Below are 21224 nucleotides of genomic sequence, written 5' to 3' on the forward strand. Positions count from 1 at the left end.
ATCCTACGTGAGTGAGGGGCGGATCAGAGCAGCGGCATCGCGTAGAAGCGGCTGATGCCCGCGAACTCCTCCGCCTGGAGGCTCGCACCGCCCACCAGCGCGCCGTCCACGTCGGGCTTGGTCATCAGGCCGGCGACGTTGGCGGCCTTGACCGAACCGCCGTACAGGATGCGCACGGCCGCGGCCGCCGCCTCCCCGTGCACCTCGAGCACCCGCTCGCGGATGGCGGCGCAGACCTCCTGCGCGTCCTCGGGAGTGGCGACCTCGCCGGTCCCGATGGCCCACACCGGCTCGTAGGCGATCACCAGACCGGCGACCTCCTCGGCGGTGAAGCCGGCCAGCGAGCCGTCGACCTGCGCGAGGGTGAAGGCCACCTGGTCGCCGGCACGCCGGACCTCCAGGCCCTCACCGACGCACACGATCGGCGTCATGCCGGCGCCGAGCGCCGCCCGGGCCTTGGCGTTGACGACCTCGTCGGTCTCGGCGTGGTACTCGCGACGCTCGGAGTGCCCGACGACGACGTAGGAGCAGCCGAGCTTGGCCAGCATTCCGGCCGACACCTCGCCGGTGTAGGCACCGGACTCGTGGGCCGAGACGTCCTGGGCGCCGTACTTGATCGCGAGCTTGTCGCCGTCCACCAGGGTCTGCACGGAGCGCAGGTCGGTGAACGGCGGGATCACCACGACCTCGGCGAGGCCGAAGTCGTGCTTCTTGTCCGAGAGCGTCCAGGCCAGCTTCTGGACCAGGACCACCGCTTCCTGGTGGTTCAGGTTCATCTTCCAGTTGCCCGCCATCAGCGGCGTGCGGGTGCGCGCGCCGGAGCCGGTCGTGGTCATGCTCAGTCCTCCAGAACCGTGATGCCGGGCAGTTCCTTGCCCTCGAGGTACTCGAGGCTGGCACCGCCACCGGTCGAGATGTGGCCGAACGCGGACTCCTCGAAGCCGAGGCTGCGCACGGCGGCGGCGGAGTCGCCGCCCCCGACGACCGAGAGCCCCGGCACGCCGGTGAGCGCCTGCGCGACCGCGCGGGTGCCGTCGGAGAACTCGGGCACCTCGAAGACGCCCATGGGGCCGTTCCAGAACACCGTGCGGGCATCGGCCAGCGCGGCGGCGAAGTCGGCGCCCGAGGCCGGGCCGATGTCGAGGCCGAGGGCGTCGGCCGGGATCTGCGTGGCGGGCACCACCTGCGGCTGGGGCGTGCGATCACCGGCGGGGAAGGCGGTGTCGACGACGATGTCGCCGGGCAGCAGGATCTGCACGCCGAGCTCGTCGGCGCGCCGCAGGTACTCGCGGCAGGTGTCGAGCTGGTCGGCCTCGAGCAGGCTCTTGCCGACCTCGTGGCCCTGGGCCGCGAGGAAGGTGAACACCATGCCGCCGCCGATGAGCAGCTTGTCGGCCTTGCCGAGCAGGTTGTCGATCACACCGAGCTTGTCGGAGACCTTCGAGCCACCGAGCACCACGACGTAGGGCCGCTCGGGCTCGACGGTGAGGCGACGCAGCACGTCGACCTCGGCCGCGACCAGCCCGCCCATGGCGTGGGGCAGCCGCTGGGCGACGTCGTAGACGCTGGCCTGCTTGCGGTGCACCACCCCGAAGCCGTCGGAGACGAAGGCGTCGGCCAGGCCCGCGAGGGCGTCGGCGAAGGCGCCGCGCTCGGCGTCGTCCTTGCTGGTCTCGCCGGCGTTGAAGCGGACGTTCTCCACCACCGCGACGTCGCCGTCGGCCAGGCCCGCCACCACAGCCTGGGCGGACTCGCCCACGGTGTCGGCGGCGAAGGCGACCTCGCGGCCGAGCAGCTCACCGAGTCGGGCCGCCACCGGGCGCAGCGAGTAGCGCTCCTCCGGGGCACCCTTCGGGCGGCCGAGGTGGGCGGTGACCACCACCCGCGCGCCGGCCTCGGCCAGCGCACGGATGGTGGGGACGCTGGCGCGGATGCGACCGTCGTCGGTGATCGTGGTGCCGTCGAGGGGCACGTTGAGGTCCGACCGGACGAGGACGCGCTTCCCGGCGACCTCGCCCAGCCCGGCGTACTCCCCCACCGTCAGAGGCTCTCGCCGACGAAGGAGATGAGGTCGGCGAGGCGGTTGGAGTAGCCCCACTCGTTGTCGTACCAGCCGACGACCTTGACCTGGTTGCCGATCACCTTGGTGAGCGGGGCGTCGAAGATGCACGACGCCGGGTCGGTGACGATGTCGCTGGAGACGATCGGGTCGGTGGAGTAGCGCAGGAAGCGACCGTCGGCGGCCTTCTGCACCGCGGCGTTGACCTCCTCGACCGTGGTCTCGCGGCCGGCCTCGAAGGTGAGGTCGGTGGCGGAGCCGGTCGGGGTGGGTACGCGCAGGGCGTAGCCGTCGAGCTTGCCCTTGAGCTCGGGCAGCACCAGGCCGATGGCCTTGGCGGCACCGGTCGAGGTCGGCACGATGTTGAGGGCGGCGGCCCGGGCGCGGCGCAGGTCCTTGTGGATGTTGTCCTGCAGGTTCTGGTCGGCGGTGTAGGCGTGGATGGTGGTCATCAGGCCCTTGACGATGCCGAACTCGTCGTTGAGCGCCTTGGCCATGGGGGCCAGGCAGTTGGTGGTGCAGGAGGCGTTGGAGATCACGGTGTGCGCGGCCGGGTCGTAGTCGGTGTGGTTCACACCCATGACCACCGTGATGTCCTCGTTCGAGGCGGGCGCGGAGATGATGACCTTCTTGGCACCGCCGGCGTCGACGTGCGCGCGGGCCTTGGTGGCGTCGGTGAAGAAGCCGGTGGACTCGACCACGACGTCGACGCCGAGGTCGCCCCACTTCAGGGCGGCGGGGTCGCGCTCGGCGAACGCCTTGATCTCGGCACCGCCGACGACGATGGCGTCGTCGGTGGCGGAGACGTCGGCGTCGAGACGGCCCAGGATCGAGTCGTACTTGAGCAGGTGGGCGAGCACCGCGTTGTCGGTGAGGTCGTTGACGCCGACGATCTCGATGTCGAGGCCCGAGGCACGCACGGCCCGGAAGAAGTTGCGTCCGATCCGGCCGAAGCCGTTGATGCCTACGCGCACGGTCACTGCGATTCGCTCCTAGGAGAGGGGGTTCGGGGCACGCCGCGAGGGCGCGGCTGAACCCTACCCCGCGCGGCGGGGCTCGCCCTACGCGCGTCCCGCCCTGCGGCGCCCGTCAGCGGGATGGGCCGGACGACGGACACGGATGTCTCAGTCGTCGGCCAGCATGTCCGGGGTCAGCGAGGCCTCGGTGTCGGGCACCCCGAGCTCCTCGGCGCGCTTGTCGGCCATGGCGAGCAGGCGGCGGATGCGGCCGGCGATCGCGTCCTTGGTGAGCTGGGGGTCGTGCAGCTGCCCCAGCTCCTCCAGCGAGGCCTGCTTGTGCTCCAGGCGCAGCTCGCCGGCCATGCGCAGGTGGTCGGGCACGTCCTCCCCGAGCAACTCCATCGCGCGCGCCACCCGGGCACCGGCGGCGACGGCGGCGCGCGCGGAGCGGCGCAGGTTGGCGTCGTCGAAGTTGGCCAGCCGGTTGGCGGTGGCGCGCACCTCGCGGCGCATCCGGCGCTCCTCCCAGGCCAGCAGCGTCTCGTGGGCGCCGAGGCGGGCCAGCATCTGGCCGATGACGTCGCCGTCGCGGATCACGACGCGGTCGACGCCGCGCACCTCCCGGGCCTTGGCCTGCACCCCGAGCCGGCGGGCGACGCCGACGAGCGCGAGGGCGGCCTCGGAGCCGGGGCAGGTGATCTCCATGGCCGAGGAGCGGCCGGGCTCGGTGAGCGAGCCGTGGGCCAGGAACGCCCCGCGCCAGGCGGCGACGGCGTCGCAGGCGCCACCGCTCACCACGGCGGGCGGCAGACCGCGCACCGGGCGACCGCGCGGGTCGAGCAGGCCGGTCTGGCGGGCCAGCGACTCACCCTCGCGCGCCACCCGCACGAGGTAGCGCGCGCCCTTGCGCAGCCCGTTGCCCTGCACCACGACGACGTCGCACTTGTGGCCGTAGACCTCGTCGATGTCGCGGCGCAGACGACGGGCGGCGGCGCCGGTGTCGAGCTCGGCCTCCACCACGATCCGCCCGCTCACGATGTGCAGTCCGCCGGCGAAGCGCAGCGTGGTCGCGACCTCGGCCTTGCGGCAGCACGTGCGGGTGATCGGGATGCTGGCCAGTTCCGCCTTCACCTGACCCGTCAACGCCATGTCGGCGATCCTCCCACGCGCGTCAACGACCCTCGGCGAAGGCCCCGTGGGGACCCCCGCCGCCGGTGCCGTCCATCACGCGGGCGATGGCGGCGGCCAGGCGCACGGGGTCGTGGCGCGGGCTGCCGTCGGGGTGGGCGATGTCGTCGAGCACCAGCCGGATGCCGGCCGCGGCGCACAGCACCTCGAGATCGGTGCGCTGACGCGGGGTGAGGTTGTGCCGGTCGGCGAGGACCGAGTGGACCTGCAGGTCGGGGGCGTGCTCGCGCAGCACCCGCAGGTGGTCGACCGGCTCGAACCCGTGGGTCTCCCCCGGCTGGGCGGCGAGGTTGAGCACCACCACGACCCGGCCCTCGGTGGCGCCGAGCGCCTCGCGCAGCGCCGTGACGCGGAGATGGGGCAGCACCGAGGAGAACCACGACCCGGGACCGAGGAACACCCAGTCGGCCTCCTCGATCTTCTCGAGGGCCACCGGCGAGACCGGCGGGTCGGGCGGCAGCAGGTCGATGGCGGTGATCTGGCCCTCGGTGGTGGCGACCTCGACCTGCCCGCGCACGGTGGTGAGGGCGTCGGGGTCGGGTCCGAGGCCCCGCACCTGGGCGGTGATGTCCATCGGCGTGAGCGCCATCGGCAGCACCCGCCCCTTGCAGCCGAGCAGCCGCCCCACCCAGTCGAGCGCGTCGACGGGGTCGCCGAGCAGCTCCCAGAGGCCGACGATCAGCAGGTTGCCGACGACGTGGCCGTTCATCTCGCCGTCGCCGGCGAAGCGGTGCTGCAGCACCCGCGCCCAGGTGTCGCCCCAGTCGTCGGAGCCGCACAGCGCGGCCAGCGCCATCCGCAGGTCGCCCGGGGGCAGCACCGGGAACTGCTGGCGCAGCCGCCCGGAGGAGCCGCCGTTGTCGGCGACGGTCACGATGGCGGTGAGGTCGTCGACGGTGAGGTCGTCGACGAGCATCCGCAGGGCGGTGAGCGTGGCGTGCAGCCCGTGGCCGCCGCCGAGCGCCACCACCGCCTGCGCCCGGTCGGCCGGAGCGAGCGGGGTCATCTCACTCCCGTCCCAGGTCGCGGTGGGTGGCGCGGGCCTCGACGCCGGCCGCCTGCAGCCGCCGCACGATCTCCTCGGTCATCGCCACGCTGCGGTGCGTGCCGCCGGTGCAGCCGATCGCGACCCGCATGAACCGCTTGCCCTCCCGCAGGTAGCCGGCGGCCACCACGGTGAGCAGGTCCGTGTAGGTGCTGAGGAACTCCTCCGCGCCGGGCTGGCCCAGCACGAAGGCAGCGACCTCGGGGTCCTGCCCGGTGCGCGGACGCAGCTCCGGCACCCAGTGCGGGTTGGGCAGGAAGCGCATGTCGGCCACGTAGTCGGCGTCGATCGGGATGCCGTGCTTGAACCCGAAGCTGATCACGCCCACCCGCAGGCGCGTGGTCTCGCTGGTGCCGAACGCCTCGGCGATGCGGTCGGTGAGCTGGTGCACGTTGAGGTCGCTGGTGTCGATGACGAGGTCGGCCTCGGAGCGGAGGTCGGCGAGGACGGTGCGCTCACGGTGGAGGCCGTCGAGCAGACGACCGCCCGCCTGCAGCGGGTGCGGACGACGCACCGCCTCCTGGCGCCGCACGAGCACCTCGTCGCGGGCGTCGAGGAAGACCAGCGTGGTGTCACGACCCGCGACCCCGCCGACATTGTGCGCGAGCGCGCTGCGCAGGCCCTGGAAGAACGAGCCCGAGCGGACGTCGACGACCACCGCCACCGACTGGGCCGGCCCGTGGCTCTCGTCGACCAGCCGCACGACGTCGGCCAGCAGGTTGGGCGGCAGGTTGTCGACCACGTAGAAGCCGAGGTCCTCGAGCTCCTTGGCCGCCGTGCTGCGGCCGGCGCCCGTCATGCCGGTGACGACGACGAGCTGGCCGGTGCCCGCGGCAGGCACGGTCTCGGGTTCAGTCATCGGTGCGCTCCGTCGCGCCCCCGGGGGTCGTCTCCACCGCCTGCATGGCGCTCATTGTGGACGACGCGGGCCCGGCGTCGTCCGCAGCCTCGCCGCCGGCACCGAGAGCGGTCTTGATCGCCTCGGCGGTGCGGGGACCGATGCCGGGCACGAGCGCGATCTCCTCGACCGTGGCCGCACGCAGCTTGCGCAGCGATCCGAAGTGGCGCAGCAGCGTCTTGCGGCGCACCTCGCCGAGGCCGGGCACGTCGTCCAGGACGCTCTCGACCATCGAGCGCGAGCGCCGGTTGCGGTGGTGACCGATGGCGAAGCGGTGGGCCTCGTCGCGCACGCGCTGCAGCAGGTAGAGGCCCTCGGAGGTACGGGGAAGGATGACGGGGTCCTCCTCGCCGGGCACCCAGACCTCCTCGAGGCGCTTGGCGAGTCCGCACACGGGGATGTCGTCGATGCCGAGCTCGGCCAGTGCCCGCTGGGCGGCGGCCACCTGGGGCGCACCGCCGTCGACGACCACGAGCCCCGGCGCGTAGGCGAACTTGCGGGGCCGGCCGGTATCGGGGTCGACGAGCATCGGCCCCGTGCCGGTGGCGGGGTCGCCCGGGCGCAGCTCGGAGCGCGCCTGCTCGTCGAGCAGGCGGCGGAAGCGGCGCGTGATGACCTCGTTCATGGCGGCGACGTCGTCGGAGCCGTCCTGGTCGCGGATCACGAAGCGGCGGTACTCCCCCTTGCGGGCGAGACCGTCCTCGAAGACCACCATCGAGGCGACGATCTCGGTGCCCTGGGTGTGCGAGACGTCGTAGCACTCGATGCGCAGGGGCGCCTCGTCGAGCTCGAGCGCCTCGGCGATCTCGGCGAGCGCGCGGTTGCGGGTGGTGAGGTCGCTGGCGCGCTTGGTCTTGTGCAGCGCGAGGGCCTCGGTGGCGTTGCGGGCCACCGTCTCCTGCAGCGTGCGCTTGTCGCCGCGCTGGGGCACGCGGATCTCGACCCGCGAGCCGCGCAGGTCGCTGAGCAGCTGCTCCCAGGTGGCGGCCTCGGCGGGCAGGGCCGGCACGAGGATCTCGCGGGGCACCGCGTCGCGTGCCTCCTCGGCGGCGACGCCGGCGTAGAGCTGGAGCAGGAAGTGCTCGACGAGCGCGGCGGTGTCGCCCTCGTCGGTGCGGTCGGCGACCCACCCGCGCTGGCCGCGGATGCGGCCGCCGCGCACGTAGAAGACCTGCACGGCCACCTCGAGGGGGTCCTCGGCCAGGGCGATCACGTCGGCGTCCGCGCCGTCACCGAGGACGACGGCCTGCTTCTCGAGCGCCTTCTGCATCGCGCCGAGGTCGTCGCGCAGCCGGGCGGCGCGCTCGAAGTCGAGCTCGTCGGAGGCGGCGTACATCTGGTCCTCGATGCGCTTGATGAACGGGCGCGTGCGCCCGGCCATGAACTCGCAGAAGTCGTCGACGATCTCGCGGTGCTGCTCCGGGCTCACGTTACCCACGCAGGGGGCGGCGCACTTGTCGATGTAGCCCAGCAGGCAGGGCCGACCGATCTGCGAGGACCGCTTGAACACGCCGTTGCTGCACGAGCGCATCGGGAAGACGCGCAGCAGGATGTCGACGGTCTCGCGGATCGCCCAGGCGTGGCTGTAGGGCCCGAAGTAGCGGGTGCCGCGACGCTTGGCGCCGCGCCCGACCATCACCCGCGGGAACTCCTCCGACACCGTGACGGCCAGCCAGGGGTAGGACTTGTCGTCGCGGTACTTGACGTTGAAGCGCGGGTCGAACTCCTTAATCCAGGAGTACTCCAGCTGGAGCGCCTCGACCTCGGTGCCGACCACGGTCCACTCCACCGAGGTGGCGGTGGTGACCATCGTGGCCGTGCGCGGGTGCAGGTTGGCGATGTCCTGGAAGTAGGACGACAGGCGCGCGCGGAGGTTCTTGGCCTTACCGACGTAGATCACGCGACCCTGGCGGTCGCGGAAGCGGTAGACGCCCGGCTGGGTGGGGATCGAGCCCGGTGCGGGTCGGTAGCTCAGCGCGGGTGACACGCATGTCAGCCTACGGAGCAGCGCCGACACCTGCGCATCGACCACTTTCTCGACTAACCTTGTAGAGCAATGGAACACGACCACCTGGGCAACCGGCTCACCACCAGCGCCGAGGCCGCCGCCGTCTACACCGACGGACTGCGCGGTCTGCTGCAGCTGCGCCGTGGTGCGGTGCGCAGGGTCGCCACCTCCGTCGTCCTCGACCCGACCTTCGCGCTCGGGCACGCGGCGCTCGCCCTGCTGGGCCACGAGATGTGCGTGCAGGTCGACATCGCCGGACGGTTGGCCGACGCGCGGCTGCACGCCGCCCGCAGCAGCGAGCAGGAGCAGCGCCACGTCTACGCCATCGAACGTCACCTCCTGGGCGACTCGGCGCCGCTGATGGCGCACGTGCGCGCCTACCCGCGCGACGCACTGCTCCTGTCGGTCGTGATGCCGACCATCGCCTTCGCCGGCATCACCGACGTGCCCGCGCGGGTGTGGCGCATCGTGCAGGACGCCGCGCCCGCCTACGGCGACGACCCGTGGTTCACCGGACTGCTCGCCTTCGTCCGCTCCGAGCAGGGTCGCTACGCCGAGGCGATGGATCTGGCGCGCCGCTCGCTGGAGGCCGAGCCCGACGGCGGGCACGCGGCGCACGCCCGGGCGCACGCCCACTACGAGACCGGGGACCACCGAGCCGGGCTGGAGTGGCTGCACGGCTGGATCCACGGCGCCGGCGCGCAGAGCGACGGCCTCACCCACTTCTCCTGGCACGCCGCGCTGCACGAGCTCTCCCTCGGTGACCTCGACGCCGTGCGCGAGCGCTACCGCCGCGAGCTCCTCCCCCACGGCGCGACCGGATGCCGTGGCCTGGTGGACACCGGTTCGCTGCTCGTGCGCTGGGCGCTCACGCCGGGCGCGGTCGACGTCCCCTCGCTCGACGAGGTGCTCGAGCTCACCGGGCGCGGAGTCCTCGAGCGCCCGGCCACGGCATTCCTGGCCATGCACGCCGCGGTCGCACTCCTCGCGGACGCCGATCGCGCCGGCCTGGAGCGGTTGGCGGCGTGGTGCGCGCAGCACACCGGTCCGGCCCACCGCGAGGTGGCCGGTCCCCTGGCCTCCGCCCTCGCACTGGCGGTCGAGGGTCGCTGCTCCGACGCTGCCGACAGCCTCGCCGGGCTCGCTCCGGAGATCTGGCGACTCGGTGGCTCGGACGCGCAGCGCGAGATCGTCGAGGAGGCACGCATCGCCGTGCTCATCCGCGCCGGACGCCGCCTCGAGGCCGAGGCGCTGCTCGACGAGCGGCTCGTGCGCCGATCGAGCCCGCGCGACGAGCGCTGGCGCCGCAGCGCCGTGCCCACGTCAGCGCCCGCCTCAGCCTGAGCCGAGGGCGATGGCGTCAGGCGGTGACGATCGAGGAGCCCTGCACCGTGACCGCCACCTCGGCCAGCGCCGACTGCGCCGGGCCGCGCTCGACCTCACCGGTCTCGGCCGAGTAGACCGACCCGTGGCGGGCGCACTGGATCTTGCCGTCCTCCACCGAGGTGACCGGCAGGTTCTCGTGCGTGCAGAGCGCGCTGAACGCGACGAACGTGCCCGCGGTCGGCTGGGTGATCACCACCTGCCGGTCGCTCACGATGAGCCCACCGCCGACCGGCACCTCGCTGGTCTTGGCGAGCTCGGTGCCGGAGGCCGCCTCCGAGGCCGGGGTTGCGTTGGACGACGGCGTCGAGCCGCTGCTGCAGCCGGCCAGGGCGATCGCTGCGCCGAGGGCGCCCAGACCGCTGAACACGATGCGGCGACCGACGACCGTCTCGCCGTTGCCGTTCTCAGTGACGGGGGAAGTCATACACCGAATGTATCGACCGTTCCTGAGCCGGCGCTGTGAACGAGCGGGGGCTCACCCTTTCGCGCCGGCCCTGGACGTCGTCCGCTTCGCCGCGGCCTTCTTCGCGGGCACCTTCTTCGCCGCCCGCTCCTCGGCTCGCGCAGCGGCCGCGCGCTTCGCCGCCGCCTTCTTCGCGGCGGTCTTGGTGAGCGGCTCGTCGGCGGTCGCCTTGCGCGGTGCGCCCGGCTGCTCTGCCTCGCGGCCCTCGAGCAGCGGACGGAGGAAGCGGCCGGTGTGGCTGGCCTCCACCGACGCGACGTGCTCGGGGGTGCCCTCGGCCACCAGGGTGCCGCCACGCGATCCGCCCTCGGGGCCCATGTCGATGATCCAGTCCGCGGTCTTGATGACGTCGAGGTTGTGCTCGATCACCAGCACCGTGTTGCCCTTGTCGACCAGGCTGGAGAGCACGCCGAGCAGCTTGCGAATGTCCTCGAAGTGCAGGCCGGTGGTGGGCTCGTCGAGCACGTAGACCGTGCGCCCGGTGGAGCGCTTCTGCAGCTCGGCGGCCAGCTTCACGCGCTGCGCCTCGCCGCCCGAGAGCGTGGTGGCGGGCTGGCCGAGGCGGACGTAGCCGAGGCCGACCTCGACGAGGGTCTTCATGTGGCGCGCGATCGCGGGCACGGCCGCGAAGAACTCGAGCGCCTCCTCGATGGGCATGTCGAGGATCTCGGCGATGGTCTTGCCCTTGTAGTGCACCTCGAGCGTCTCGCGGTTGTAGCGAGCGCCGTGGCAGACCTCGCACGGCACGTAGACGTCGGGCAGGAAGTTCATCTCGATCTTGATCGTGCCGTCGCCGGAGCACGCCTCGCAGCGTCCGCCCTTGACGTTGAACGAGAACCGGCCCTGCTGATAGCCGCGGATCTTCGCCTCGGGGGTCTGCGCGAAGAGCTTGCGCACGTGGTCGAAGACGCCGGTGTAGGTGGCCGGGTTCGACCGCGGGGTGCGGCCGATCGGCGACTGGTCGACGTGGATGACCTTGTCGACGTGCTCGAGCCCGGTGATGCGCTTGTGGCGGCCGGGGATGGCGCGGGCGTTGTAGATCTGCTTGGCCAGCGAGGTGTAGAGGATGTCGTTGACCAGGGTCGACTTGCCCGAGCCCGACACACCCGTGACCGCGCAGAAGACGCCGAGCGGGAAGGCGACGTCGACGTCACGGAGGTTGTGCTCGCGGGCACCGATGACCTTCAGCTCGCGCCCCACCGTGCGAGGACGACGCACCGCCGGCACCGGGATCTCGCGCCGACCGGAGAGGTACTGGCCGGTGGTGGAGTCGGGGTGCTTCAGCAGGTCGGGCACGGTGCCGGAGTGGACGACCTGGCCACCGTGCTCGCCGGCGCCCGGGCCGATGTCGACGATCCAGTCGGCCACCCGGATGGTGTCCTCGTCGTGCTCGACGACGATGAGGGTGTTGCCGAGGTTCTTCAGCCGGATGAGGGTCTCGATGAGGCGCTGGTTGTCGCGCTGGTGCAGGCCGATCGAGGGCTCGTCGAGCACGTAGAGCACGCCGACGAGGCCGGCGCCGATCTGCGTGGCGAGGCGGATGCGCTGCGCCTCGCCACCCGAGAGCGAGCCCGACGGCCGGTCGAGGGAGAGGTAGTCGAGGCCGACGTCCAGGAGGAAGTTGAGACGCTCCTGGATCTCCTTGAGCACGCGCTCGCCGATCTGGCGCTCGCGGGTGCTGAGGTCGAGGTTCGCGAGGTACTCGGCCGCCTCGTTGATGGGCAGCGCGCAGACCTCGGCGATGTTCTTGCCGCCGGCGTCGCGGGGGCCGAGGGTGACGGCCATCGACACCGGCTTGAGACGGCTGCCGGCGCAGGTGGGGCACGGCACCTCGCGCATGAAGCCCTCGAAGCGCTCGCGACTGGTGTCGGTCTCGGCCTCGCGGTGACGCCGCTCGACGTAGCGGCGCACGCCCTCGAAGTCGGCGTAGTAGGAGCGCTGTCGGCCGTAGCGGTTGCGGGTGACGACGTGCACCTTGGTGGGGTGGCCGTCGAGGATGGCCTTCTGCGCCTTGGCGGGCAGCTGCTCCCACGGGGTGTCGACGTCGAAGCCGAGCTCGTCGCCGAGCGCGATGAGCAGGCGCCCGAAGTAGTCGGCCACGTGGGCGTGGCTCCACGGCTGGAGGGCGCCCTCGGCGAGCGTGGCGCTCGGGTCGGGCACGACCAGCTCGGCGTCCACCTCCATCTTGGTGCCGAGGCCGCTGCAGGCGGGGCAGGCGCCGAAGGGCGAGTTGAACGAGAACGAGCGCGGCTCGAGGTCGTCGGTCTCGATCGAGTGGTCGTTGGGGCAGGCCATCCGCTCGGAGAACTTGAGCTCCTGCCCGGAGTCGACGAGGTCGAAGACGACGAGTCCCTCGGCCAGCTGCAGGGCCGTCTCGACCGAGTCGGTGAGGCGGCGCTTGGCCGACTCCTTCACCGCGAGGCGGTCGACGACGACCTCGATGGTGTGCTTGAGCTTCTTGTCGAGCGTGGGCGGGTCGTCGAGGGTGTGGGTCTCGCCGTCGACGCGTGCGCGCGAGAAGCCCTGGGCCTGCAGCTGGCGGAACAGGTCGACGTACTCGCCCTTGCGACCGCGCACGACCGGAGCGAGCACCTGGAAGCGCGTGCCCTCCTCGAGGGTGAGCATGCGGTCGACGATCTGCTGCGGCGTCTGCCGCTCGATCGGCGCGCCGCAGGTGGGGCAGTGCGCGCGGCCCGCGCGGGCGTAGAGCAGGCGGAGGTAGTCGTAGACCTCGGTGATGGTGCCGACCGTCGAGCGGGGGTTCTTCGAGGTCGACTTCTGGTCGATCGACACCGCGGGTGACAAGCCCTCGATGAAGTCGACGTCGGGCTTGTCCATCTGCCCGAGGAACTGGCGGGCGTAGGCCGAGAGCGACTCGACGTAGCGGCGCTGGCCCTCGGCGAAGATGGTGTCGAAGGCGAGACTCGACTTGCCGGAGCCCGAGAGGCCGGTGAACACGATCAGGGAGTCGCGGGGCAGGTCGAGCGAGACGTCCTTGAGGTTGTGCTCGCGCGCGCCACGGATGATCAACTGGTCGGTCACGTACCGGTCCTCGCAGGGGTCGGGGGCGGATGCTGGCTGGAGACGTTCTGGGCGGCCCGGACGGCCGGACCCGGGACGGTGCACCATTGCCCGCCGGCGGCGTCGAACAGACGTTCGCCATCCTACGGCGGCGAGCAACCGTGCGAGCCGGCCGGCTCGTCCCTCGGGTGCCAGCCTCTCACCCGGCACCGACAGTGCCCCGAGCCACCGACGCCGATACCCGTGCGCCCCCTGCGCGCCGACCCTCGTTCATGGCCGCCCGGCATAGTGGTCAGGGTGACTTCGCTCCTCGGACCGGCCGACGCGTCGGACCCCACCGCTCTGCTGCCCACCATCAGCCAGGCCACCCAGCGCCTCACCGCCACCGCCCGCGACCTCGCGGACGATGAGTGGACGGCGCCGTCGCTGTGCGCCGGCTGGAGCCGCGGCCACGTGCTCGCCCACGTCGCCCTCAACGCCGAGGCGATCGCGGGCGTCGTCCGCGGTCTCGCCGGTGAGGGTGCGCCGATGTATCCCTCCGCCGAGGTCCGCGACGCCGACATCGCGACGCTTGCGGCGGCCGGCCCGAACGCCGTCCGCGAGCGGCTCGCCCGCTCGAGCGCCGACCTCTCGATCGCCTTCCCCTCGCTGCTGAAGGCCTCCCCCGACTCCGTCTTCGAGATCACGCCCGGGAGCGCTTCCCGCTCGGCCGGGATGCTCGCCCTGATGCGTCTGCGCGAGGTCGAGATCCACCACGCCGACCTCGACCTCGACGCCACCTGGGAGGCGTGGCCCGAGTCGACGGCGGCCGCCTTCATCGCCTACGACGCCCCGGGGTGGGCGGGCGCCCCGGTACGCCTCGTGGCCGACGACGTCGAGGGCGCGACGTGGACCATCGGAGCCCCCCGCGGGGAGGACGTGCTCGAGGTGCGGGGCCCACTGCGCGCGCTGGCCTGGTGGATCAGCGGTCGCGACGCGAGCGCAGTACTGTCCAGCTCGTCAGGAGAGCTGCCGAAGCTGGAGGCGTGATGAGCTACACCGGAGAGGTCACCGTGGGCGGGCCCGCGCACGTGCGCGAGCTGGCGGGCCTGCGGATCGCGAAGGTCGCGGTCGACGAGCAGATGTCGAACAACTGCTACCTGCTGACCTGCCGGGCCACCGGCGAGCAGCTGCTCATCGACGCCGCAGACGACGCCCCCACTCTCCTGCCGCTGGTGGGCGACGGCGGCCTCAGCGCCGTCGCGACCACCCACCAGCACTGGGACCACCACCGTGCGCTCGCCGACGTCGTGGCCGCGACCTCCCCCACCGTCATCGCCGGCGAGCCCGATGCGGATGCGATCACCGAGCAGACCGGCGTGGCCGTCGAGCGACGCGTCGGCGACGCCGACACCGTGCGCTTCGGCGAGATCACCCTCGAGGTCATCCGGATCACCGGCCACACCCCCGGCTCGATCTGCCTGCTCTACCGCGACCCCGAGGGCCACCCCCACCTGTGGACCGGTGACTCGCTGTTCCCCGGCGGCGTCGGCAACACCTTCGGCGACGCCGCCGCGTTCGCCACGCTCATCGACGACGTCGAGACCAAGATCTTCGGCACCCTGCCCGACGAGACCTGGTTCTACCCCGGTCACGGCAGCGACTCGACGCTCGGCGCCGAGCGGCCGCACCTGCAGGAGTGGCGCGAGCGCGGCTGGTGAGCTCAGCCTCCGAGGAGTCGGTGCCGCTCTACGGCGCCGACGGCCGTCCGACCGGCGAGGTGGCACCCCGCTCCGAGGTGCGGCGTCGCAACCTGCGCCACGCGGCGACGGCGGTGGTCGTGCGCAACAGTGCCGGCGAGGTATACGTGCACCGGCGCACCGAGACGAAGGACGTGTTCCCCGGCCGCTACGACTTCGCGGCGGGCGGCGTCCTCACGGTCGGTGAGCAGCCCCTGGCGGCGGCGCTGCGCGAGGCGGCCGAGGAGCTCGGCGTCCACGGTGTCGACCTGGTGCGGCTGCGTGAGACCGACTACCGCGACGAACACACCGATTACCGCGCGTTCTGCTTCTCCTGCACCTACGACGGCCCGATCACCTGGCAGCCGGAGGAGGTCGCGTGGGGCGAGTGGGTCTCCCCCGGGCGACTGCTCGACCTGCTCGACGAGCTGCCGTTCGTGCCCGACACGGTCGCGCTGCTGCGCGACGTCATCGAGGGGTGGGCGCGGGAGGGATCGGACTGAGCGGCATGGTGAAGGCGACCACCGCGTGAGTCACGAGCGGCGCCGGCCGGTCACTCGCCCCACGACGGCCTGGAGGACATGCCAACGGATCGCGACCGCCGCGACCACGCCGAGAATGCCGACTAGGACCATGCTCCGCGCATCTCCCCACGACAGCACCGTGAGGATGCCGAGTCCCAAGGCCAGACGCAGCTAGGTCAATGCCACCAGCGGTCGGTCGTCGAGGGGGTCGCCGGCGCGCAACCACCGGCGCCTGAGGGCACTCGTCGGGTAGGAGAGGGCGAGGATGGCGTCGAGCTGCCGGCTCGTAGGGCGTCGAGGCTCGGAGAGCTCCCGATGATGACGAGATCACACTCGATGTCGAGTGGTCGCCCGTCGGGCGACTGCGGGGGCTCTCTCCTACTCAGTTGGGCACGGCGTTCTGGCGACGAAATGTCCACACCTTCTTCGAGAGTTCGTGGCAGAAGCTCTTGCATCACTCGGGCCGTCAGCGCGGATCCGCTCGAGATGGCGTTGTCGATACATGCAGGTGGCCCCGCCCTCCGAAGAGAGGGGCCCCGGGTGTGCGTTCTACTCGTCGTCGAACGGCAGTTCGTCGGGCGGCGGGGCGCTCTTGTGCTCGATGACCTTCAAGATCGAGTGTTCCCAGGACTCGCCTACGCCGTCGCCCGAGCGCAGCTGCCGGTCTCGCATCAGCACGACCAGGCGATCGTCAACGCCGAACCGTTCGGAGCCTGCCTCCATGAGCTGAGCAAACGCGACGTCATCGAGGGTCGCCCAAAGGCTGGCGAGCCCATCGTGAACACGCCACTTGTTTCCCATCTTCAACGGCAGAGACTCAATGCGGACGGTCACGGTTCTGGTCCCGTCGCTCAGCACAAGATCCGACCCCGGCGGCAGGTTGAACCCGGCCAGGTCATCCCGCCGGACGCTGGCGCGGATCGCACGGCCAGATCGCGTCGTGTTCAGCTCGACCTCGTCGATGCCGTCCTCTCGCAATGGCTCGAACACGCGAACAGCCGTCCGGTTGAAGTCCATGCGCTCGATGAGAGCCTGCGAACCGACCGGCACCAGAAGGGTCGTACCGTCCGGCCATGTCACGCGGATGATGTCGGAGCCAACCGGCTCGATCCCGCTCTCCCGACCCATGCGCTTCCTGTGGACTACCCAGGTGATGGCGCCGATCACGGGGGCTGACAGGGCCAGGCCATTGGCGACGGCCGTCGCGCGCTCATGGTTCAGGAGGTCCACGAGGGTGCTCTCGGCGGCGAGGAGCATGTCGATAATGAGAGAACCAGACCGCTGACCGATGATCTCGAGTCGCGGGGGCGGGGTCAGGGTGGGTCCAAGCTCCGAGTGAGCGACAGCAAAGAGATCGGCGAGGGCGAGGAGTGATGGGGCGACGAGACGTACGTCCATGCTGCTGTGATCGACCGCCGGGCCGTCGTAGCGGACGCTGATCCGCTCGGCCTCGCCGTCCTCAAACATCTGAGACATCGCGAGACTCCTTCCCGATCGACGTCCCCCAGGCTTTCCCGCACATTAGGGCGTCCAGTCCGTTCCGTCTCGTCAACGGCGAAGGACGTGTTCCCCGGCCGCTGCGACTTCGCGGCGGGCGGCGTCCTCGTAGTCGGTGAGCGGCCGCTGGAGGCGGCGCTGCGCGAGACGGCTGAGGAGCTCGGCGTCCGCGGTGTCGAGCTCGCGCCGCTGCGCGAGGCCGACTATCTCGACGAGCGCACCGACTACCGGGCGTCCTGCTTCTCCTGCACCTACGACGGGCCCATCACCTGGCAGGCTGACGAGGTCGCGTGGGGTGAGTGGGTCTCCCCCGGGAGACTGCTCGACCTGCTCAACGAGCTGCCGTTCGTCCCCGACACGGTCGCGCTGCTGCGCGACATCATCGAGAGGTGGGCACCGGAGGCGTGAACGCCGCGCGAGCCGCGAGCGCCCGCTCCCTCACCACGCAGCCGGGCACGTGGTTGTTGATCAGCCCCATCGACTCCATGAGCGCGAACATCGTGGTGGGGCCGACGAAGCGCCATCCGCGCCGCTTGAGGTCCTTCGACAGCGCGATGGACGACGGGCAGGTCGTGATGGTCTGCGGCTCCCCCAGCTCGGCGAGCGTCGGCTCGAAGCGCCACAGGTAGGCGGCGAGCGAGCCCTCGCGCTCGACGAGTTCGAGGTAGGCGGCGGCGTTGCCGATCACGGCCTCGATCTTGCCGCGGTGCCGCACGATGCCGGCGTCGGCGAGCAGCCGTTCGACGTCCGCAGGCCCGAAGGCGGCGACCGCCTCGGGCTCGAAGTTCGCGAACCCGGCGCGGAAGGCCGGGCGCTTGGTGAGGATGGTGCGCCAGCTCAGGCCGGCCTGGAAGCCCTCGAGCGAGATCTTCTCGAACAGCCGGCGGTCGTCGTCCACGGGGAAGCCCCACTCGGCGTCGTGGTACGCCGGGAAGTCGGGCGCCGAGAGCGCCCAGGGGCAGCGCGGATCGCCGTCCTCGCCCACCTCGGGGCGCGGGCTGGACGAGGTCACCGGCGAGCGATCAGGCGCGGTCGGCGGGCACGAACAGGCAGTCGACCTGGGTCGGGCCGAACGTCGCGGTGGAGACCTGGTTGTAGGTGCCGCGCAGGGCGAAGCCGCGCTCGGCCAGGTGCTCGGTGAGGTCGGCCAGGAGGCACTGGCCCTCGTAGAGCTCGACGAACGAGGCCTCCACGTAGACGTAGTCGATCGCACTGAGGTCGCTGAGGCCCTTGAGCACCTCGAGCTCCGCACCCTGGACGTCGATCTTCAGCAGCACCGGGTGCGGCAGCGAGTCGAGGTCGACGGCCGCGTCGAGGGTGGTGACGGGCACCTCGATCGAGCGCTGCTCGGCGACGCCGAAGGCCTCGCGCTGACCCGCGCCCGGCGGCAGGAGCGAGGAGGAGTCGGCGCGATCGGTGACGTGGAAGGTCACCGTGCCCGGCTCGGAGGCGATCGCCGTGCGGTGCAGGTGCACATCGTCCTGGCCGGCGAAGAGCGCCTCGTACTGGCTGGCGGCCTCGTCGAGCGGCTCGAAGGCGTGGACGACGGTGGTCGGGAAGAGCCCCCGCACGGCCAGGGAGAACTGCCCCTTGTTCGCGCCGACGTCGATGAGCGTGCGCGGAGCGCAGTACTGGATCGCCTCGACGTGCTCGACGGCCGCGGCCACCCGGTGACGGGCGAGGCCTGCGACGTAGGGGCGGTGCTTCGCGATCGCCGCGAGCTTCCGCAACCGTGCCTGGATCATGGGCCAGATGCTCCCACAGTCGCGGCGGTGCGCGGGTCAGCTGTAGCTGACGCGGACCTTCTCGGCGAGCGGGAGCGCCTGGCAGCCCAGCCGGATGCCGTCGGCGAGGTCCTCGGCGTCGAGCACGTCGTTGTGCAGCAGGTGCAGCTCGCCCTCCAGCACGCGCACCGCGCAGGCCGAGCACTCGCCCTCGCGGCAGGAGTAGGGCGCCTTGACGCCCTTGCTCTCGAGGAAGTCGAGCAGGCGGGTGCGCGGCTCCCAGTCGTCGAAGCTGTGCGTCTCGCCGTCGAGCTCGACCTCGAGGCTCACCGGCTCGGTGGGCATGCCGTCGGGCAGCGCGTCGCCGCCCTCCTCCTGCTCGTCGCTCGCGGCGGGCTCGGAAGGCTGGAGCTCGGCGACGTCGCCGAACGGGTTGCCACCGAGGGAGACGAACTTCTCCTGGTGACGGCGCTCGCGCGGGAACTCGAGCTCCTTCAGCACGCTCGTGACCATCTTCATGAACGGCGCCGGGCCGCAGACGAAGGCGTCACGGTCGAGGTAGTCGCTGGCGAAGGCCCGCAGCTGCTCGGCGGTGGGCAGACCCTGCACCGACTCCAACCAGTGGACGACGTGCAGCCGCTCGGGATTCTCGGCCGCCAGCCTGCTGAGCTCGCCGGCGAAGATCACCGAGCGCTCGTCGCGGTTGGCGTAGAACACCGTGATGCGCCCGGTGCCCTCGGCGAGCGCGGTGCGCACGATCGACATGATCGGCGTGACGCCCGATCCGCCGGCGAACAGCAGCAGGTCGGCGTCCAGCGAGGCGGGGGTGAAGATGCCCGAGGGCGGCAGCACCCGCAGGGTGTCACCGGCCTTGAGGTTGTCGCAGATCCAGTTCGAGGCGTAGCCCGAGGCGGTGCGCTTGACGGTGACGGTGAGCGGCCCGCCGTCGTGGGGGCTGGAGGAGAGCGAGTAGCAGCGTGCGGCGAGTCCGGTCTGGTCGCTCGGTACGGCGACGGTGAGGAACTGTCCCGGCTTGTAGGAGAACGCCTCGGCGGCCTCGGCCGGCACGGCGAAGCTCACCGAGGTGGCGTCGTCGGTCTCGGCGGTGACGTCGACGATGTCGAGGACGTAGGACTCGATGTCCACGCGGAACTCTCCTGGGGTCGGGGCGGGCGGACGGCGCGCCGCAGCGCTTCGTGGACGGGTCGGGAGAGGACGGCGGCTCAGTAGCCGTCGACCGCGCCGACGGGCACGTCGCCGTCGCGGACGGCACGTTCGATGCTAGCCATCAGCCGGGAACACGCCCGGTGCACATCCCGCCTCGCGGACGTTGCGTCGCGCCGCGCGAACTCCGGACACGCCGCGAGGGCCTCGCCGTTCCACTGCACCGAGGTCTGGTGCTCGGAGTTCTTCTTCACCCGCACGCGCGCGAGGCAGTCGAGGCAGGCGACCTCCACCAGCCGGGCCTCGGTGTAGAGACGCTGGTCCTCGAGCGTCTCGGGGCGCGAGGGCACGAAGGAGGCCATGGTGCTCTCAGGCCTCGGCGGGCACGGAGGCGTCGTCCGACTCCTGGGCGGCCATGGCGGCGAGGTTCTCGGCGACCTCCACCTGCCAGAACTCGTTGGCCTTCGTGGTGTCGACCTCGAACTCGAAGCGGTCGGTCATCTCGGGGCGCACGTCCGCGACGTCCACGTAAAACTGCTCGTACCAGCGGCGCAGCTGGTAGACCGGCCCGTCCTCCTCGCACAGGAGGGGGTTCTGCACCGGCACCTTGTTCTTCCAGATGTGCACGTCCTGCAGGAAGCCGCTGCCGAACATCTCGGCGTACTTGCTGGCGATGAAGGCGGCGGTCTTGTCGTCGAGTCCCTCGGGCTTCTTCACCGTTATGCCGTACTGCAGCAGGAAGGAGTCGGGGCCGGTCGGGATGTGGCAGTTGATGAGGATGACCTCGGTCTCGAAGCCCTTGTAGTCCACATCGAGCCAGTTGACCATGTACGACGGCCCGTAGTAGGTGGCCTCGGACTTGAGGAACAGCTCGGCCGAGCCGTAGCCGCCGGCCTTGTCGGGGCGGCCCTTCGACTGCATGTACTGGGTGGCGGTGTGGCCCTCGAAGACGTTGCGGAAGTCGGTGGGGAACGCGAAGTGCACGTAGTAGAAGTGCGCCATGTCGACCACGTTGTCGATGAGCTCGCGGCAGTGGGAGCCCTCGATGTGCTCGGCGTTCCAGATCCAGTCGGTGTAGGTGTCGAGGTCGGCCAGCTGCGGCGGCAGGATGCTGCGGTCGGCCGGTGATCCCTCGGGGTCGTGCCACACGAGCAGCTGGTCGTTGACGACGGCGGTCTCGTAGCGCTGGGTGCGCGCGCGCAGGGGCACGCGGCGGGCGTAGGGGATCTGCTGGCAGCGGCCGTCGCCGCCCCAGCGCCAGTCGTGGAACGGGCAGGCGATGTTATCGCCCTTGACGGCGCCCTGGGTGAGGTCGCCGCCCATGTGGCGGCAGTAGCCGTCAAGCACGTTGAGCTCGCCCCGGCTGTCGGCCCAGACCACCAGCTTCGTGCCGAAGCCCTGCACGCCGTGCGGTTTGCCGTCGCGGAAGCTCTCGGCGAGCCCGAGGCAGTGCCAGCCGCGGGCGAAGCGCAGCGGGGTGCTGCCGGTGTCGAGAAGTCGGGCGTCTGCCATGTAGAACACGTTACAGTTTTGGGGATAGGGTGGCAACCGACCGAGCCGCGGAGGAGAC

Annotated in this window: 20 protein-coding genes; 5 read left to right on the top strand and 15 right to left on the bottom strand. The window is 71.5% G+C overall.

Annotation, left to right across the window (positions count from 1 at the left end; genetic code table 11):
* Positions 1 to 23: 23 nt before the first annotated feature.
* From tpiA to uvrC, 7 genes are all read right to left on the bottom strand, one after another.
* Positions 24 to 836 (bottom strand): triose-phosphate isomerase, encoded by an 813-nt coding sequence (gene tpiA / locus ACERUN_RS12430; RefSeq protein ID WP_370290306.1) that lies wholly within the window; start codon positions 834 to 836, stop codon positions 24 to 26.
* A gap of 2 nt (positions 837 to 838) precedes the next feature.
* The gene (pgk, locus tag ACERUN_RS12435; protein ID WP_370290307.1) at positions 839 to 2038 is read right to left on the bottom strand and encodes a phosphoglycerate kinase; all 1200 of its coding nucleotides are present in this window, start codon (positions 2036 to 2038) and stop codon (positions 839 to 841) included.
* Between the two features lie 2 nt (positions 2039 to 2040).
* Positions 2041 to 3039, bottom strand: coding sequence for a type I glyceraldehyde-3-phosphate dehydrogenase (gene gap / locus ACERUN_RS12440; RefSeq protein WP_370290308.1), 999 nt, complete (start codon positions 3037 to 3039; stop codon positions 2041 to 2043).
* 144 nt (positions 3040 to 3183) lie between these two features.
* Complete coding sequence (gene whiA / locus ACERUN_RS12445) at positions 3184 to 4167, bottom strand: DNA-binding protein WhiA (protein WP_370290309.1); 984 nt, start codon at positions 4165 to 4167, stop codon at positions 3184 to 3186.
* 22 nt (positions 4168 to 4189) lie between these two features.
* Positions 4190 to 5212: a uridine diphosphate-N-acetylglucosamine-binding protein YvcK gene (gene yvcK, locus ACERUN_RS12450; protein WP_370290310.1), complete on the bottom strand. Its 1023-nt coding sequence runs from the start codon at positions 5210 to 5212 to the stop codon at positions 4190 to 4192.
* Position 5213: 1 nt separating this feature from the next.
* Positions 5214 to 6110 carry an RNase adapter RapZ gene (gene rapZ, locus ACERUN_RS12455; protein WP_370290311.1) on the bottom strand — a complete coding sequence of 299 codons (897 nt, stop codon included), beginning with the start codon at positions 6108 to 6110 and terminating at the stop codon, positions 5214 to 5216.
* Positions 6103 to 8136 carry an excinuclease ABC subunit UvrC gene (gene uvrC / locus ACERUN_RS12460; protein WP_370290312.1) on the bottom strand — a complete coding sequence of 678 codons (2034 nt, stop codon included), beginning with the start codon at positions 8134 to 8136 and terminating at the stop codon, positions 6103 to 6105. Before uvrC ends, rapZ begins: the two co-directional genes overlap by 8 nt.
* 69 nt (positions 8137 to 8205) lie before the next feature.
* On the opposite strand from uvrC, the gene ACERUN_RS12465 reads away from it, so the two are divergent.
* Positions 8206 to 9501, top strand: a complete 1296-nt coding sequence (locus tag ACERUN_RS12465) for a pyridine nucleotide-disulfide oxidoreductase (protein ID WP_370290313.1) — start codon at positions 8206 to 8208, stop codon at positions 9499 to 9501.
* Positions 9502 to 9517: 16 nt separating this feature from the next.
* On the opposite strand, the gene ACERUN_RS12470 is transcribed toward ACERUN_RS12465, so the two are convergent.
* The gene (locus tag ACERUN_RS12470) at positions 9518 to 9967 is read right to left on the bottom strand and encodes a Rieske (2Fe-2S) protein (protein WP_370290314.1); all 450 of its coding nucleotides are present in this window, start codon (positions 9965 to 9967) and stop codon (positions 9518 to 9520) included.
* Between the two features lie 51 nt (positions 9968 to 10018).
* The gene (uvrA, locus tag ACERUN_RS12475; protein WP_370290315.1) at positions 10019 to 13048 is read right to left on the bottom strand and encodes an excinuclease ABC subunit UvrA; all 3030 of its coding nucleotides are present in this window, start codon (positions 13046 to 13048) and stop codon (positions 10019 to 10021) included.
* Positions 13049 to 13324: 276 nt separating this feature from the next.
* Here uvrA and ACERUN_RS12480 point away from each other — a divergent pair, with 276 nt between their 5' ends.
* The 3 genes from ACERUN_RS12480 to ACERUN_RS12490 are packed head-to-tail and all read left to right on the top strand — an operon-like array spanning position 13325 to position 15248.
* Positions 13325 to 14056 carry a maleylpyruvate isomerase family mycothiol-dependent enzyme gene (locus ACERUN_RS12480; RefSeq protein ID WP_370290316.1) on the top strand — a complete coding sequence of 244 codons (732 nt, stop codon included), beginning with the start codon at positions 13325 to 13327 and terminating at the stop codon, positions 14054 to 14056.
* Positions 14056 to 14727 carry an MBL fold metallo-hydrolase gene (locus ACERUN_RS12485; RefSeq protein ID WP_370290317.1) on the top strand — a complete coding sequence of 224 codons (672 nt, stop codon included), beginning with the start codon at positions 14056 to 14058 and terminating at the stop codon, positions 14725 to 14727. The genes ACERUN_RS12480 and ACERUN_RS12485 overlap by 1 nt, the downstream gene beginning before the upstream one ends.
* A complete protein-coding gene (locus tag ACERUN_RS12490) occupies positions 14724 to 15248 on the top strand; it encodes an NUDIX domain-containing protein (RefSeq protein ID WP_370290318.1) in 525 nt (174 codons plus the stop codon). Before ACERUN_RS12485 ends, ACERUN_RS12490 begins: the two co-directional genes overlap by 4 nt.
* 570 nt (positions 15249 to 15818) lie before the next feature.
* Here the strand turns inward: ACERUN_RS12490 and ACERUN_RS12495 are convergent.
* Entirely contained in the window at positions 15819 to 16745 is a 927-nt protein-coding gene (locus ACERUN_RS12495; protein ID WP_370290319.1) for a hypothetical protein, read from the bottom strand.
* A gap of 87 nt (positions 16746 to 16832) precedes the next feature.
* Here ACERUN_RS12495 and ACERUN_RS12500 point away from each other — a divergent pair, with 87 nt between their 5' ends.
* Positions 16833 to 17174: an NUDIX domain-containing protein gene (locus tag ACERUN_RS12500; RefSeq protein ID WP_370290320.1), complete on the top strand. Its 342-nt coding sequence runs from the start codon at positions 16833 to 16835 to the stop codon at positions 17172 to 17174.
* Here ACERUN_RS12500 and ACERUN_RS12505 read toward each other — a convergent pair.
* The 5 genes from ACERUN_RS12505 to ACERUN_RS12525 all read right to left on the bottom strand — a co-directional run bounded on the left by ACERUN_RS12505 (position 17146) and on the right by ACERUN_RS12525 (position 21166).
* A complete protein-coding gene (locus ACERUN_RS12505) occupies positions 17146 to 17778 on the bottom strand; it encodes a DNA-3-methyladenine glycosylase I (RefSeq protein WP_370290321.1) in 633 nt (210 codons plus the stop codon). The two genes, ACERUN_RS12500 and ACERUN_RS12505, sit on opposite strands and share 29 nt — an antisense overlap.
* A gap of 10 nt (positions 17779 to 17788) precedes the next feature.
* The gene (locus ACERUN_RS12510; protein ID WP_370290322.1) at positions 17789 to 18511 is read right to left on the bottom strand and encodes an FkbM family methyltransferase; all 723 of its coding nucleotides are present in this window, start codon (positions 18509 to 18511) and stop codon (positions 17789 to 17791) included.
* Between the two features lie 36 nt (positions 18512 to 18547).
* Positions 18548 to 19636 carry a 2Fe-2S iron-sulfur cluster-binding protein gene (locus tag ACERUN_RS12515; protein ID WP_370290323.1) on the bottom strand — a complete coding sequence of 363 codons (1089 nt, stop codon included), beginning with the start codon at positions 19634 to 19636 and terminating at the stop codon, positions 18548 to 18550.
* Positions 19637 to 19713: 77 nt separating this feature from the next.
* Positions 19714 to 20016 carry a hypothetical protein gene (locus ACERUN_RS12520; RefSeq protein WP_370290324.1) on the bottom strand — a complete coding sequence of 101 codons (303 nt, stop codon included), beginning with the start codon at positions 20014 to 20016 and terminating at the stop codon, positions 19714 to 19716.
* A 7-nt stretch (positions 20017 to 20023) separates the two neighbouring features.
* Positions 20024 to 21166 (bottom strand): Rieske 2Fe-2S domain-containing protein, encoded by a 1143-nt coding sequence (locus ACERUN_RS12525; protein ID WP_370290325.1) that lies wholly within the window; start codon positions 21164 to 21166, stop codon positions 20024 to 20026.
* Positions 21167 to 21224: the final 58 nt, after the last annotated feature.

Source organism: Nocardioides sp. (assembly GCF_964229035.1).
GTDB lineage: Bacteria > Actinomycetota > Actinomycetes > Propionibacteriales > Nocardioidaceae > Nocardioides.

Coding starts and splice junctions, on each gene's coding strand:
- tpiA (WP_370290306.1), bottom strand. CDS start 836: ATGACCACGACCGGCTCCGGCGCGCGCACCCGCACGCCGCTGATGGCG.
- whiA (WP_370290309.1), bottom strand. CDS start 4,167: ATGGCGTTGACGGGTCAGGTGAAGGCGGAACTGGCCAGCATCCCGATC.
- yvcK (WP_370290310.1), bottom strand. CDS start 5,212: ATGACCCCGCTCGCTCCGGCCGACCGGGCGCAGGCGGTGGTGGCGCTC.
- rapZ (WP_370290311.1), bottom strand. CDS start 6,110: ATGACTGAACCCGAGACCGTGCCTGCCGCGGGCACCGGCCAGCTCGTC.
- ACERUN_RS12465 (WP_370290313.1), top strand. CDS start 8,206: ATGGAACACGACCACCTGGGCAACCGGCTCACCACCAGCGCCGAGGCC.
- ACERUN_RS12470 (WP_370290314.1), bottom strand. CDS start 9,967: ATGACTTCCCCCGTCACTGAGAACGGCAACGGCGAGACGGTCGTCGGT.
- ACERUN_RS12485 (WP_370290317.1), top strand. CDS start 14,056: ATGAGCTACACCGGAGAGGTCACCGTGGGCGGGCCCGCGCACGTGCGC.
- ACERUN_RS12495 (WP_370290319.1), bottom strand. CDS start 16,745: ATGTCTCAGATGTTTGAGGACGGCGAGGCCGAGCGGATCAGCGTCCGC.
- ACERUN_RS12510 (WP_370290322.1), bottom strand. CDS start 18,511: ATGATCCAGGCACGGTTGCGGAAGCTCGCGGCGATCGCGAAGCACCGC.
- ACERUN_RS12520 (WP_370290324.1), bottom strand. CDS start 20,016: ATGGCCTCCTTCGTGCCCTCGCGCCCCGAGACGCTCGAGGACCAGCGT.
- ACERUN_RS12525 (WP_370290325.1), bottom strand. CDS start 21,166: ATGGCAGACGCCCGACTTCTCGACACCGGCAGCACCCCGCTGCGCTTC.